The following is a 13,992-nucleotide window of genomic DNA, read 5'->3' on the forward strand; positions in this document are numbered from 1 at the left end:
GTTTAAGGCTCCCCTTTTTCATTTTTGATATCAATAAAAAAAGCCCCGTCTGTAAACGTGCAGAATGATATTTCCGAAAGATCCTGATATCCTCTTTTCGCTAAGTTTTTTTCGAGCCAGTGTTTGTCTTTCCCGATTCTGTCTAAATGCTCGTTTTGAACGACTCCATCGACGATGAGCGGTGTTTCCATCTGCTTATCCTTATTGTTTTTCTTTTTGACGATTGACAGCTTTCCCGACGACTCTAATATGGCGTATGACACGTCAGAGATTCTCTCGATGTTATTTTCCCTCAGCTGCATAAGAAGATCATCAAAATTGTAGCGCTGCGACCTCATCGCACGTTCGTCGATTTTTCCCTGTTTAATGATAATAGTGGGTTTGCCGTCAAGCAGCTGCCGTATTTTTTGGCTTTTGAGCGAAATAAAAGCAAGGCTTACTTGAATAATCATTAAAATGACAATCGGCACAATGGTATGCAAAAGCTGATCCTCTACATTTTCAATTGCTAACACCGCTATCTCAGCAATCATAATGGAAACGACAAAATCCAAAATGCTCAGCTCTCCGATTTCCCGCTTTCCCATCAGCCTGAAAATCACAAGAATGATGATATAAAGCACTATCGTACGAATCGTAATAATGAAAATATCTCCCATATCGCACCTCCAACGTTCATAGCATTTGCGATCCGCTCTGTTTTATGTAAGAAATGAACTGAACATGATGCTTTTACGTCTAATCCGAACATTCAGAGAATACATTTAGAAAAAGACGGGCTCCGGCTTGTCATATGTCAGGCCCAGAGCGGAGAGGAGATCAAAATGGAAGAAACAAAACAAGTGGGTAAAGGCGTCTTATACGGCTTAGTGGCTATCTTTGCAGTGATGCTTCTTACGAGTCTGGCGATTTCACTGCTGCTGACGGTTACCTCAATGGAAGAGTCATCTTTCAGCTGGCTGGTCACCGCGCTTTCTTTTCTTTCTTTATTTGCCGGCGGTTTTATTTCCGGCGGCAAAGCAAAAGAAAAAGGCTGGATGATCGGAGCGTTAACCGCCGTTTGTTTCTCATTAATCATCTTGCTTTTTCAATATTTAGGGTTCGGAAAATCATTTACATCCGGTCAGCTTTTGTTTCATCTCGGCTTTTTGGGAGTCAGTATGCTGGGTGGGATTTTCGGAGTGAATTTGAAGGGCAGCAGATCAGCGTAATAAAAAAAGAGCGGATTCTCCGCTCTTTTTTAGTATGTATGAGCTTCGCTGTTATTCAGCAGAAGCTTCTCTGATTGCGCGGCGGTCAAATGTTAAACGGGTGTTATCACCTGTTTTAATGACGACCTTGCTTTCATCAATTGACTCAACAGTGCCGTGCAATCCTCCGATTGTCACCACTGAATCTCCTTTTTTCAGCTCTTCCTGCATCTGGCGTACGGCCTTCTGCTGCTTTTGCTGCGGACGGATGAGCAGGAAATAAAGCACTGCAAACATCAAAATAATAGGAACGATTGTGCCTAAAGTACCCATCTGTTTCCCTCCTTTCAAAAATGGTTTTTATTTAGAAGCTTTTCGCATTTGGCTTATTATAGCCGTAACGCTCAAAGAACTCTTCTCGGAAATCACCAAGACGATCCTCTCGGATAGCTTGTCTGACCTGCTCCATTAAGTGTAACAGAAAATGAAGGTTATGGTAAGTTGTTAATCGAATTCCAAACGTTTCATTGCAGCGGATCAAATGTCTGATGTAAGCACGGGAGTAATTTTTGCATGTATGACAGCTGCACTCTTCGTCAATCGGTCGGAAATCGCGCTCATATTTGGCGTTTTTCATGTTCAGGCGCCCTTCATTCGTAAACACCGTGCCGTTTCGGGCAATCCGGGTCGGCAGTACGCAGTCAAACATATCCACGCCGCGGATGGCGCCGTCAATTAAGGCATCCGGTGAACCCACACCCATTAAATATCTCGGCTTGTCCTTCGGTAAAAGCGGAGTTGTAAACTCAAGCACTCTGTTCATGACGTGCTTTGGCTCGCCGACAGATAATCCGCCTATGGCATAACCCGGGAAATCAAGTGAAACCAAGTCTTTGGCACTTTGTGTCCGCAAATCTTCATACTCTCCGCCCTGTACGATTCCGAACAGCCCCTGCTCATCAGAGCGCCCGTGCGCCTCCAGACAGCGTTCCGCCCAGCGGCTGGTCCGTTCCACAGAGCGTTTCATGTAATCATACTCTGCCGGATACGGAGGACATTCATCAAACGCCATCATGATATCAGAACCGAGGGCGTTTTGAATTTCCATCGCTTTTTCCGGAGATAAAAACAGCTTGTCTCCGTTTAAGTGATTGCGGAAATGTACGCCTTCTTCTTCTATATTACGAAACTTGCTCAATGAAAAGACCTGAAAACCGCCGGAATCCGTTAAAATCGCGCGGTCCCAGTTCATAAACTGATGAAGCCCGCCCGCTTCTTTTACAATGTCATGTCCGGGGCGGAGCCATAAATGGTACGTATTGCTTAAAATAATACCCGCATCCATAGATTTCAGCTCGTCCGGAGACATCGTCTTTACCGTAGCAAGCGTGCCGACCGGCATAAATACAGGCGTTTCAAAGGAGCCGTGGGGCGTATGAACTCTGCCCAGACGCGCTCCCGTTTGTTTGCATTCCTTTATAAATTCATAACGTATCGGTTGTTCAGCCACTTTGTATGAGGCCTCCTGTCATTCAAATTAGATAATCAGCATGGCGTCGCCAAAGCTGAAGAAACGATATTCCTCTTCTACCGCATGACGGTAGGCGGAAAGTACATGCTCTCTGCCGGCAAGCGCAGAAACAAGCATGATAAGCGAAGATTTCGGCAGGTGAAAATTGGTGATCATGCCGTCAATCGCTTTAAATTCATATCCCGGATAAATGAAGATCGACGTCCAGCCGCTTGAAGCGGTAAATACGCCGTCATGCTCGCCGGCAATGGTTTCAAGGGTGCGCGTTGATGTCGTCCCGACCGACACGATGCGCCCTCCCGACTTTCTGACCTCGTTTAAAGAGGCGGCGGTTTCTTCCGTCATTTCATAAAATTCCGCGTGCATGTTATGCTCTTCCACATCATCCGCACTGACTGGGCGGAATGTGCCGAGTCCAACGTGCAGGGTGATAAATTCAATCCGCACACCCTTTTGCTTCAGCTCGTCCAGAATCTCTTCCGTAAAATGAAGTCCGGCAGTCGGAGCTGCGGCGGACCCGATTTCTTTTGAAAAGACGGTCTGATACCGTTCTTTATCATCAAGCTGCTCTTTAATGTAAGGAGGAAGCGGCATTTCACCGAGTGATTCAAGCACTTCGTAAAAAATCCCGTCATACCGGAATTCTATTTTCCGGCCGCCGTGATCAAGTTCCTCCGTGCAGACCGCTGTCAGCCGGCCGTCCCCAAATGTCAGGACCGTTCCTTTTTTTACGCGTTTCGCCGGCTTTACAAGCGTTTCCCATGTATCATTTTCTTCCTGTTTTAATAACAGGAGCTCCACTTTCGCTCCCGTATCTTCTTTTGTGCCGAATAATCTGGCAGGGAGCACACGGGTATTGTTCAAGACGAGGCAATCCCCTTCTTTAAAAAAGCTGACAATCTCTTTAAATGAACTGTCCGTCAGCCCGCCCGTCTGTTTGTCAAGCACCATCAGCCGCGATGCGTCACGCTCTTTCAGCGGCACTTGGGCAATGAGGCGTTCAGGCAGTTCAAAATCAAATAAATCGACTTTCATCATTTCACCTTTATTCTGTCTATTGTTATTTCATTCTGCCGAAAAAATTGAGCAGGATGGATAGTATCACACTGATTACAATACAAGTAACAACGGGAAAGAAAAATGTGACATTTCCCTTTTTAACGAAAATATCTCCGGGCAGCCGTCCGACAAAGTGCCAGACTGCGCCGGCAATAAGCAAAACAGCACCGAGAACCATGAGAACCTTCGGAAAATCAGTCACAGGCGGGCGCCTCCAATCGAAAATGCTCATACACAGCCGGGGTCACGACCCGTCCCCTCGGCGTCCTCTGAAGAAATCCGATCTGCAGCAGATACGGTTCGTACACATCCTCTATTGTATGCGGTTCTTCGCCGATTGTCGCGGAAATCGTATCAAGGCCGACCGGACCGCCGCTGAATTTTTCAATCATGCCCATCAGCAGCTTATGGTCAATATGATCAAGGCCGAGCGCATCGACTTGAAGACGTTCGAGCGCGTCGTGAGCGATTTCTTCCGTGATGCGGCTGTCGCCGAGCACCTGGGCAAAATCTCTCACCCTTCTGAGAAGCCGGTTTGCAACCCGCGGCGTTCCCCTTGACCGTCTGGCAATTTCCAGAGCCGGCGCTTCTTCGATATCCACTTCAAATACTTCAGCCGTTCGTGACACGATATCTGTCAGCTCTTCCTGCGTATAGTATTCAAGGCGCGACAGCACCCCGAACCGGTCTCTGAGCGGTGCGGTCAATAATCCCACTCTGGTCGTCGCTCCTACCAGCGTAAAAGGCGGAAGGTCAAGACGGACGGAGCGGGCGGACGGGCCTTTACCAATGACGATATCAAGGCAGAAATCCTCCATCGCCGGGTACAGCACTTCTTCAATTGAACGGTTCAGCCTGTGAATTTCGTCTATAAACAGCACATCTCCGGGTTCAAGCGCCGTCAGAATGGCTGCCAGGTCTCCCGGCCTTTCAATGGCCGGCCCTGACGTCGTCCGCATCTCTACACCCATCTCATTGGCCACGATCGACGCAAGCGTTGTTTTTCCGAGACCCGGAGGCCCGTATAAAAGAACGTGGTCAAGCGTTTCCTGCCTCATTTTCGCCGCATCGATAAACACGCGCAGATTTTCTTTCACCTTCTTTTGGCCGATGTACTGGGCGAGATTCTGCGGCCTGAGGCTTTGCTCGATTATTGATTCATGGCTGTCTGCTTCACTTGAAACGAGCCGTTCATCCATGAACATCACCTTACTTTAATAATTTTTGCAATGCTTTTTTCACATATTGATCTGTTGAAAGCGCCGTTTCCTCTTTTAAGTGAGGAAGCACTTTTTTAATTTCTTTTTCGGCGTAGCCGAGAACCCTGAGCGCTTCAAGCGCCTCGTCAAGCGCCGTTTCAGCCTCTTGTTTTTCAATGCGCGCTTCATGATTGAACAGATTGTCAATCATTTCAGGCACGACATCGGCCAGTTTGCCTTTTAAATCAAGAATAATCTGCCGCGCCGTCTTTTTGCCCACACCCGGAAATTTCACTAAAAAGGCTTCATCTTCCTGTTCAATCGCTTCGATGACGGCTCCCGGATCACCGGAACCGAGAATGGCGAGCGCCCCTTTCGGCCCGATGCCGGTGACGTTCAGCAGCTTTGTGAAAAGCGCTTTTTCTTCCCTGGTTGAAAAGCCGTACAGAGAAAAGGCGTCTTCTTTTATATGATGATACGTAAAAATGGTCTCTTGATTGCTTACCTTATAAATAAACGGATTCGGGGTGAAGACCTGATAGCCGATTCCGCCGTTTTCAATCACGATGTATTGGGGAGATACGTAATCAATCGTCCCCTTCACGAATTCAATCACACCTATTCACCTCTTTGACTGCTTATCATTGTAACACAAAAACAGCCAAAGTCTTATAGAAAAGTTAACGTATGTTCGCTTTGACACCTTCCGTTCAGAAAAAAAAGACATGTGTCACATGTCTTGCGTCAAAGTCAGCCGCTGTAAGTCTTAATATGATCGATCACGCTCTCAAACTCCGCTTTTGTCCTGTACGGTATGCCGTGTTCCAAATGCTTTTGCAATCGGCTTTCCAACCGCTCTAAATCAATTTGGAAGAAAGACTGGATCGGCTCCGACAGCGATCCGGGACGGCCGTGAAAAGTGGAAATCACCCCTCCGTCCGTGACACCGATATAACCGTTTACCTTACTGAGCGGAGAAATATCATCAACATGCTTACGGAAAAGAACGAAGCCTTTTTTCTGCTCAACGAGCGTCCAGCCGGCGTATGCGGCCCAAAAGTCTTCCATCGCCAAAACGGTTTCATCCGTATGTTCGATGCCGACATCACCGTCAAGATAGACCTTTTCCAGCTGGACGTGCACCCGAAGCGGCCCGTAATGCTCGACCTCTGCCCCGTATGCATCGTTTCCTCCGCAAATCAGGACTGCAGCTGATAAGATAAACATAAATAAAAGACGCCCACCGCAAATTCGTTTCACCAATAACACCTCTTTATTCAATCAAACTCTTGATGCTAGTTTGACCAAAGATACCGGTGCTTAACCGTTTTCTTTCTTTTGACTGCTTCGCCGAAAAAAAAAGCAGCCCTCTAATAAAGGCTGCCCCGCTTTATTATGCCCGGCCGGCTGATATCAGTTTCATCTGTCCGGGCGTCAGTTTGAGTCGATATCCTCTTACGGTCAAATACACAGTTTTTGTCCCGCGGCTTTTGTCGCGCTCCGTTTTTTTCATCCCGGCTCCTCCGTTACGTTTTATTTAGCTTTTATGTTAACAGCGCAATATAAAGAGCGTTTTAAGACTATGTAAAGAAATGATGAAAAAAATACTGCCGGATGAAATCATCCGGCAGTCCCGTCTAACGGCTGTTTTTGTTCATGTCTTGAAGCTTTGTAAAAGTGGCGTTATCAGTAAATACTTGAATTGCGCGGCCGTCCGCGAATTTTTTGGCTGCATGTTTGACATGTTGATCATCATTTTTCGTAAAAGGATGATTTGTTCTGACAGCAATGACGACTCTTGTGTCAGTCACGACGACCTGACTATCCTGTACGCCTTTTACTTTTTTCACGCGGTTTGCAATTTTCGCCGCCATTCTGATGTTTTCGGCATTGTCATACCCATTATAAGACATAGCGGCCGGCGGCGTATTGGCGTTGCGGCCGTTATATGTGCCGTCCGTTGTTAACGGAACCCCGTTATTCGGCGTATTTCGGTAAGATACGTTTGTCGTATCCCGGCGGCCGTTTCGGTTCTCCATCATTTCGGAAACAGGTCCTTGATGGTCCATTCCGTACTGGCGTCTGCCGTTATCATTGTCATTTGAATAATACCCGACCGGACGTGTTGTCTGATTGTAGCGTCCGTCATTCATGGCATTATTTGCTCCGCATGCCGTTAAACTTGCAGTTACGGCTAAAACGCCTGCGATTGTCATCAGTTTTTTGCCCAATGGAAAAACCCCCCGTGGATTCATCGCTGTGTGAGCGTTTCCGCTCATGTTTAGGATGTGCGGCCGACGGCGGGTTTAAGCTTGTCAGTTATGTCCAGTCTTCTTCGGACATAAAAAAAGGAACGACATACATCGTCCCGATACATTAGTCTTCATCTTCCTCCGGCCGTCCGAATACTTGATTTGGACTCGGCTGATTCGGCGCGGCATTGGGATTTGCTCCGCCGTAAGGCATAAAATATCCGGCACTTGCGCCCACATTCGGATATGGCTGCACAGGCATATTGGCGTGATGGTGATGTGAACCATGATGATGTGAACCGTGGTGGTGATGATGGTGATGATGCGAATCATTGCAGCCGCAATCATCGTCCTTAAATTTTCCATCGTGATGAGGCTCGTTTGCGTAATGTGATGAATATCCGCCGTAATACGGCATATGTCCGTACGGAGCACCGCCGAAACCAGATGCAAAACCATCAAAATGCTCTGCATTTTCATGGGCCAGGTTTTCATATTCACCGTAACCCGCTTGCGGCCCAAATCCCGGATGATGGAATCCGTACGGTAACGGCATCGGCATTACCGGAAAGCCTCCAAAACCTCCTCCAAAACCGCCGAAACCTCCGCCTACCGGGAAGCACGGATGGCATAATCCCGAACCCGGCAGCATCGGTGTCACCGGAACCGGACAAGGACAAGGCATGCACGGAATCGGGTAATGCATAAAAGGCGGTTCAACGGCCGGCATATTCGGAAATGGGACATTCGGGATGTTTGGCATGTTCGGCAGATGATAAGCTGCGTTTTCTTCTTCCATCTTTCCGGCTTCAGGCGCCTTTGGCATATTCGGGTAATTCGCGTTTTCCATGTTGATCATTTCCTCCTGTTGTGGAATGTTATTGTCATGCTCTTTTTCTTTCGGCTCGACAAAATGTGTCACCGGTTCCTCCGGCTTAGGAGGCGACCACGGCTGAAACAGCTGATTGGTCGGATAATACTGATTCATATCAGCTTCCGGCAGCACATTTTCATGCTTTTCAGGGATCGGCGGCACATACGGAATTGACGGCTTTGGTTCTTCCGGTATGGTGTCTTCGATATCCACAACTGATTTCGGTTTTTCTTTAGCATATGGATGCTCATGCTTATGCGCAGACGTTCCGAAGTTTGCCTTTGGTTCTTTTCTGACCGGAACGGCTTCTGAAGGCACCTTTATCTTCATTCCAGGCATAATTAAGTCTGGATTGCTCAGCTGATTATTCAATTTCTTTAATTCTTCAAAATCAACTCCGTATTTTTCAGCTATTTTCCAGAGCGAATCGCCTTTTTGAACGATATGAATTTTCAACGTTTTCCCCTCCTATGCACAAAACGTGAACGGTACATTTGTCATTACAATACGTTTCTTCACACTATATGCAGGCGAGCTGGGCATGATGATAAAAAATTTGGAAAGGAGGGGAGTTTTTTATTTTTACGTATGGCTCAGCATTCTGTTCAACGCACGAAGCGCTTCTGTCCGAACCGCTTCCGGAACCTTAATGACACCCTTCGGCTCGCCTTTTTCAAGCTGCTCAAGCGACCACAATAAATGCGGAAGGTCGATTCTGTTCATTGTCAGACACGGACACATATCCGGATTCAGTGATTCAATCTGTTTATCCGGGTGCGATTGAATGAGGCGCTGCACAAGATTCATTTCCGTACCGACAGCCCACTTGCTTCCCGGCTCAGCCTGTTCAATCGTATCAATAATGTATTTGGTAGATCCGCTGTCATCACTTAGCGAGACCACTTCCCGCGAACATTCCGGGTGAACGATAATCCGGATGTCAGAATCCCGCTGCCGCAGCTGAGAAATATTTTCCGCTGTGAATTTTTCGTGTACGGAGCAATGTCCTTTCCAAAGGATGACCTTAATGTTTTCCGGGTGGTCAGTAAGCAATCGGTTCTGAGCCGGGTCCCATACAGCCATTTCTGTCAGCGGAATGCCGAGGTCATATGCTGTATTTCTGCCTAAATGCTGATCCGGCAAAAATAAAATTCTTTCCTTTTGTTTAAAAGCCCATTCCAGCACGCTCCGGGCATTCGAAGAAGTGACAGTCGCTCCGCCGTGCCGCCCGACGAATGCTTTAATTTCCGCCGTCGAGTTAACATATGTTAACGGAATGATGGTGTTACCGTACAGCTCCTGAAGCTCTTGCCATGCTTTATCCGTCTGCTGTATATCAGCCATATCAGCCATCGAACAGCCGGCGCGCATGTCGGGCAAAATGACGGTTTGGTTATCATCAGTCAGCATATCAGCCGTTTCCGCCATAAAATGCACGCCGCAAAACACAATATATTCCGCATCTTTATTTTTTTCGGCTACTTGGGCAAGCTGCAGGGAGTCACCAGCAGTATCGGCAAATTGTATCACTTCATCTTTTTGATAGTGATGTCCCGGAATGAACAGACGTTTTCCGAAGGACCGTTTAATCGCGGCGACCCGCTCCTCCATTTCTTCAGTACTCAAGTTTTTATAATGGCTCGGCATCATGTCAGCTGATGCAGTTAATACGTCAAAGATAGACATTATGAAAAATCCCCCTGTTCCGCCGCCGCAACATCCATACTGATATCGGCGCTTTTTACTGAATGAGTCAGAAATCCGAGTGAAATATATTGTACGCCTGTTCCTCTATAAGCAGGCAAAGTGTCGAGCGTTATGCCTCCGGATGCTTCCGTTTTGATATGGGCCGGTGTCATGGCTGCAAAACGCCGGACGGTCTCAGGCGGACAGTTGTCAAACATAATAACGTCTGCGCCCGCGTCTATTGCCTCCAGCAGCTGCTCTTCGGATTCGATTTCGACTTCTGCCGCAAGCATCTGCCCCGCCGCTTTTCTTGCCCGCTCCATGGCCGCCTTTATCGATCCGCAGGCGGCAATGTGATTATCTTTAATCATGATGCCGTCGTATAGGCCGAAGCGGTGATTACAGCCGCCGCCGATCCGGACGGCGTATTTTTCCAGCATCCTGAGCCCCGGTGTCGTTTTTCTCGTATCGCAAAGCTTAATGGACGGATCATCAAGACGCCTTTTGGCCTCATCCGTCATTGTCGCAATGCCTGACATTCTTTGTATAAGATTCAGGATGACACGCTCCCCCGTAAGAAGAGCCGCCGCCGGGCCTTCCATTTCAGCAAGCACGTCTCCTTTTTTCATCCGTTCTCCGTCTTTTTTCAGGGAGCGGACGCGGATATCGTTGTTTAAAAGCTTCCACCCTTCTCGGATAACGGCTTCTCCGGCAAACACACCGTCTGTTTTGGCGATAATCTCCGCCTTACATTGCTGATCCGAAAAAATCGCTTGTGACGTTGCGTCACCCGTTCCGATATCTTCCTGAAAAAAATGTGTCAGCATTTGCTTTAGCTGCAGAATGTCCATATTTCCCCAATCCCTTCGTTTTTTCTGATAACTGTTCCTGATGCTGAATGAATGATTTGTTTTCCATGCCACTCTTTCTCTGTCCCGGGAAAATCAGCGCGAAAATGGGCGCCTCTGCTTTCCTCCCGGATAAGAGCAGAAGATACGGCGAGTTGTGCGGTCTGCCATAAGCAGGACAGCTCGGCTTGTTCCGTTGTGATATCCTTCACATTCATATGATGAACAGGTACTTTGTGAAGCCAGGATGCCAGCGCCTGCATGTTTTCTTTATCTCTGACGATGCCCGCTCCGGCTGTCATTTTTGCTTGGAGCATGTGAAGCGTTGTGTCCGGCACTTGTAAGATGACGTCAGATTTTCTCGAAGCTTTTTTATATCTTCCGTTTAACGGCGTTTGAATGATATGTTCCGCACACCTTTGTCCGCTTGCCAAAGCTTCCAGCAGCGAGTTGCTCGCAAGCCGGTTTGCCCCGTGCAGGCCTGTGCAGGCGGTCTCGCCTATGGCGTAGAGATCAGGCACAGACGTTTTCCCCCATGTATCGGTTTTTACTCCGCCCATTAAAAAATGCATCCCCGGGGCTACGGGAATTCCGCTTTCAATATCAACGGCGGCTGTTTTACAAATTTCTGTTATGGTCGGAAAACGTTTGTTAAAATCGGCTATCCGGCTGCAATTCATGTAAACTGGATTTTCTTTCATTATTTCTTCGAAAATCGCCCGTGAAACGACATCTCTCGGCGCCAAATCTTCAAGCGCGTGTCTGCCCGTCATGATTCTGCGCCCTGAACGATCCGTTAAATATCCGCCTTCCCCTCTCACAGCTTCAGAAATCAGCCCGTACACAGTTCCGTTTTTCACAAGGAGGGTCGGGTGAAACTGGGTGAACTCCATGTCCGTGATCTCTGCTCCCGCACGTAAAGCAAGAGCGATGCCGTCACCCGTTATGGCGGAATCATTTGTATGATACTGATACAGACTGCCGCACCCGCCTGAGGCAAGCACTACGCAATCCGCTCTTCTGTAAGAAACGGAGCCTGAAGCATCCTTTACGGCAACGCCCGCGCATCGTCCGTCTTCAATCAGCAGCTCAACAGCCGTTTCGTGTTCAATGATCCGTATGCCGTCCCTCAGCTGCCGAAGCAGATACTCAACCAAAATCCGCCCGGTCGCATCTCCCCCGGCATGCAGAATTCTTCTTTTAGAATGAGCGCCTTCCTTGCCGAGACAAAATGTTCCGTCTGATTTCGTATCAAATGGAAATTGACTTTCTATCAGCCTGTTTATCATGCTTTGTCCGCTTTGCAGCAAATCCCGCACGGCTGTCACGTCATTATGGCCGCAGCCCGCATACAGTGTATCGTTCACATGGGAGTCAATGGAGTCATCTTCTGCATATGAAACAGCAATCCCGCCTTGAGCATAATGCGAATTGCTGTTTGTTACGTTTCTTTTCGTTATGACGGTCACTTGGTATGACGGAGGAAATGCAGAAGCACAGGCGAGGGCCGCCGTCCCCGAACCAATGATGATAATTGTTTTTCCAGACATAATCACCCTCCTGTTATATTTACACCTGTCTTGACACCTATATTTACACAAGGATAAAATAAACTCAAGCTTTTTTTAACATAAACGGATAGGAGACGGCCTGTATGATTTATCTTGATTATGCGGCGGGAGCGCCTTTAAGCCAAAAAGCCGCGGAAGTCTTTCAGCATCTCAGTACAGAAGTATTCGGAAATGCAAGCAGCCTTCATGATGCCGGAGGGAGAGCGGCGGATGTGCTGGAATATTGCAGACAGTCTGCAGGAAAATTGATCGGCGGAGCGGCAGACGGCATTTATTTTACAAGCGGCGGCACGGAAGCGAACATTCTGGCCGTCCAATCATTGCTGCATGGTCTTCCCCCTCACAAAAAACATTTTATTACGACCGCAATGGAACACCATTCGATCCATAATGCCGCGGCGTTTTTAACGGATCAGGGAATTGAAGTTACTGTCATTTACCCCGACAGAAACGGCCTTATAACCGAGGACATATTGGCGGCTCATATCCGTCCTGACACAGGGCTTGTTTCTATACAGCACGCCAATTCAGAAACCGGTCTCATCCAGCCATTGGATCGCCTGGCCGCTTTTCTTCACCATCGAAACATTTTGCTTCATTGCGATTGTGTTCAAAGTTTCGGCAAACTGCCGATTAATGCAGATCAGACGGGTATCGATGCCCTTTCCGTCTCCGGTCATAAAGTATACGGCCCGAAAGGCACCGGGGCTGTTTACATTCGGCCCGGCGTCAGCTGGAAGCCGGTTTATCCGCATACCGTACATGAAAACGGGTTCAGGCCGGGTACTGTGAATGTACCGGCCATCGGCGCTTTTACCGCTGCTGCGGAGTATGCAGTGAAACACATGGCGGAACACCGTGAGCATGCAGAGAGGCTGAGGAAATATTTTTATGAACAAATTCGGCTTCAGGGCCTCCCTATTACATTTTCGGAGGAAGAAACCGACGGTGAATGCCTGCCCCACATTGTCGGGTGTTTTTTTCACTCCTTTGAAGGACAATATGTTATGTTAGAATGTAATCGTAATGATATTTGCATCTCAACCGGGAGCGCATGTTCCGCCGGCAGTCACGGCCCTTCTTCAGCTATGAAGGCGCTGAGAAAAACCGAACGGGAAGCGCGGCAGTTTTTCCGGATCTCATTCGGAAATGAAACAACATGTGAACAGCTCGATATGCTGATACATACATTTACGGCGCTATGGGAGCAAAAGAAAGGAGAATCAGCAATTTGACAGAAGGAACGAAGCTTACGGGGGCGAAAAGACGCGACATGCTGCTTCAATGGCTGAAAGAAGCCGGCTCACCATTAACAGGGAGCGAATTGGCCAAAAAAGCAAATGTCTCAAGACAGGTGATCGTGCAGGATATATCCCTCTTGAAAGCAAAAAGCGAACCGATTATCGCAACGAGCCAAGGCTATTTATACATCAGCATGAATGCCGGCGGCGAAAAAAACGCCGAACGGATTGTCGCCTGCCTGCACGGCCCGGAGCGGACGGAAGAAGAGCTTGAACTCATCGTCGATGAAGGGGTCACCATAAAGGACGTCATCATTGAACACCCCGTATACGGCGATTTAACCGCTGCCATAAGAGTCAGCACACGGAAAGAAGTCAAACAATTCATGGATCACATTAACTCGACAAATGCCGCTTACCTTTCACAACTGACAGGAGGCGTGCATCTCCATACGTTAAGCGCGCCGACGAAAGAGCGGATTGATCAAGCCTGCCAAGCCTTGGACGACGCGGGTATATTAATAAAAGATTAAAAAAAAGC

At 48.0% G+C, this 13,992-nt stretch carries 17 protein-coding genes; 3 read left to right on the plus strand and 14 right to left on the minus strand.

The features are described 5' to 3' along the window. Nucleotides 1–2: 2 nt before the first annotated feature. Nucleotides 3–659: a DUF421 domain-containing protein gene (locus ABDB98_RS12635; protein ID WP_438420314.1), complete on the minus strand. Its 657-nt coding sequence runs from the start codon at nt 657–659 to the stop codon at nt 3–5. A gap of 165 nt (nt 660–824) precedes the next feature. Here ABDB98_RS12635 and ABDB98_RS12640 point away from each other — a divergent pair, with 165 nt between their 5' ends. Continuing rightward, nucleotides 825–1,211 carry a TIGR04086 family membrane protein gene (locus ABDB98_RS12640; RefSeq protein WP_016938805.1) on the plus strand — a complete coding sequence of 129 codons (387 nt, stop codon included), beginning with the start codon at nt 825–827 and terminating at the stop codon, nt 1,209–1,211. Between the two features lie 51 nt (nt 1,212–1,262). On the opposite strand, the gene yajC is transcribed toward ABDB98_RS12640, so the two are convergent. The 13 genes from yajC to nadB form a co-directional block, all read right to left on the minus strand. Further along, complete coding sequence (gene yajC, locus ABDB98_RS12645) at nt 1,263–1,523, minus strand: preprotein translocase subunit YajC (protein ID WP_012118091.1); 261 nt, start codon at nt 1,521–1,523, stop codon at nt 1,263–1,265. Nucleotides 1,524–1,554: 31 nt separating this feature from the next. Then, nucleotides 1,555–2,700, minus strand: coding sequence for a tRNA guanosine(34) transglycosylase Tgt (tgt, locus tag ABDB98_RS12650; protein WP_016938804.1), 1,146 nt, complete (start codon nt 2,698–2,700; stop codon nt 1,555–1,557). Nucleotides 2,701–2,727: 27 nt separating this feature from the next. Further along, the gene (gene queA / locus ABDB98_RS12655; RefSeq protein ID WP_016938803.1) at nt 2,728–3,756 is read right to left on the minus strand and encodes a tRNA preQ1(34) S-adenosylmethionine ribosyltransferase-isomerase QueA; all 1,029 of its coding nucleotides are present in this window, start codon (nt 3,754–3,756) and stop codon (nt 2,728–2,730) included. 25 nt (nt 3,757–3,781) lie between these two features. Continuing rightward, nucleotides 3,782–3,982, minus strand: coding sequence for a DUF2905 domain-containing protein (locus tag ABDB98_RS12660; RefSeq protein WP_003152687.1), 201 nt, complete (start codon nt 3,980–3,982; stop codon nt 3,782–3,784). Further along, nucleotides 3,975–4,979 carry a Holliday junction branch migration DNA helicase RuvB gene (ruvB, locus tag ABDB98_RS12665; RefSeq protein ID WP_045926484.1) on the minus strand — a complete coding sequence of 335 codons (1,005 nt, stop codon included), beginning with the start codon at nt 4,977–4,979 and terminating at the stop codon, nt 3,975–3,977. The genes ABDB98_RS12660 and ruvB overlap by 8 nt, the downstream gene beginning before the upstream one ends. Nucleotides 4,980–4,989: 10 nt before the next feature. Beyond that, nucleotides 4,990–5,595, minus strand: coding sequence for a Holliday junction branch migration protein RuvA (ruvA, locus tag ABDB98_RS12670; protein ID WP_003152683.1), 606 nt, complete (start codon nt 5,593–5,595; stop codon nt 4,990–4,992). 134 nt (nt 5,596–5,729) lie between these two features. Continuing rightward, nucleotides 5,730–6,206 (minus strand): BofC C-terminal domain-containing protein, encoded by a 477-nt coding sequence (locus ABDB98_RS12675; RefSeq protein WP_438422145.1) that lies wholly within the window; start codon nt 6,204–6,206, stop codon nt 5,730–5,732. A 166-nt stretch (nt 6,207–6,372) separates the two neighbouring features. After that, a complete protein-coding gene (locus ABDB98_RS12680) occupies nt 6,373–6,492 on the minus strand; it encodes a hypothetical protein (RefSeq protein ID WP_412676892.1) in 120 nt (39 codons plus the stop codon). A gap of 124 nt (nt 6,493–6,616) precedes the next feature. Next, complete coding sequence (locus ABDB98_RS12685; RefSeq protein WP_438420315.1) at nt 6,617–7,210, minus strand: YhcN/YlaJ family sporulation lipoprotein; 594 nt, start codon at nt 7,208–7,210, stop codon at nt 6,617–6,619. A gap of 145 nt (nt 7,211–7,355) precedes the next feature. Continuing rightward, nucleotides 7,356–8,561, minus strand: coding sequence for a SafA/ExsA family spore coat assembly protein (gene safA / locus ABDB98_RS12690; RefSeq protein ID WP_438420316.1), 1,206 nt, complete (start codon nt 8,559–8,561; stop codon nt 7,356–7,358). 126 nt (nt 8,562–8,687) lie between these two features. Next, on the minus strand, nt 8,688–9,791 hold the full coding sequence (gene nadA, locus ABDB98_RS12695) for a quinolinate synthase NadA (RefSeq protein ID WP_438420317.1): 1,104 nt from the start codon (nt 9,789–9,791) through the stop codon (nt 8,688–8,690). Continuing rightward, the gene (gene nadC, locus ABDB98_RS12700; RefSeq protein ID WP_060964652.1) at nt 9,791–10,642 is read right to left on the minus strand and encodes a carboxylating nicotinate-nucleotide diphosphorylase; all 852 of its coding nucleotides are present in this window, start codon (nt 10,640–10,642) and stop codon (nt 9,791–9,793) included. The genes nadA and nadC overlap by 1 nt, the downstream gene beginning before the upstream one ends. Next, on the minus strand, nt 10,624–12,189 hold the full coding sequence (gene nadB / locus ABDB98_RS12705; protein WP_438420318.1) for an L-aspartate oxidase: 1,566 nt from the start codon (nt 12,187–12,189) through the stop codon (nt 10,624–10,626). Before nadB ends, nadC begins: the two co-directional genes overlap by 19 nt. 104 nt (nt 12,190–12,293) lie before the next feature. Here nadB and ABDB98_RS12710 point away from each other — a divergent pair, with 104 nt between their 5' ends. Continuing rightward, nucleotides 12,294–13,445: an IscS subfamily cysteine desulfurase gene (locus ABDB98_RS12710; RefSeq protein WP_438420319.1), complete on the plus strand. Its 1,152-nt coding sequence runs from the start codon at nt 12,294–12,296 to the stop codon at nt 13,443–13,445. After that, complete coding sequence (locus ABDB98_RS12715) at nt 13,442–13,984, plus strand: transcription repressor NadR (protein ID WP_060964649.1); 543 nt, start codon at nt 13,442–13,444, stop codon at nt 13,982–13,984. The genes ABDB98_RS12710 and ABDB98_RS12715 overlap by 4 nt, the downstream gene beginning before the upstream one ends. Nucleotides 13,985–13,992 lie beyond the last annotated feature (8 nt).

This window comes from Bacillus siamensis (assembly GCF_051628075.1).
Taxonomy (GTDB): Bacteria; Bacillota; Bacilli; order Bacillales; family Bacillaceae; genus Bacillus; species Bacillus siamensis.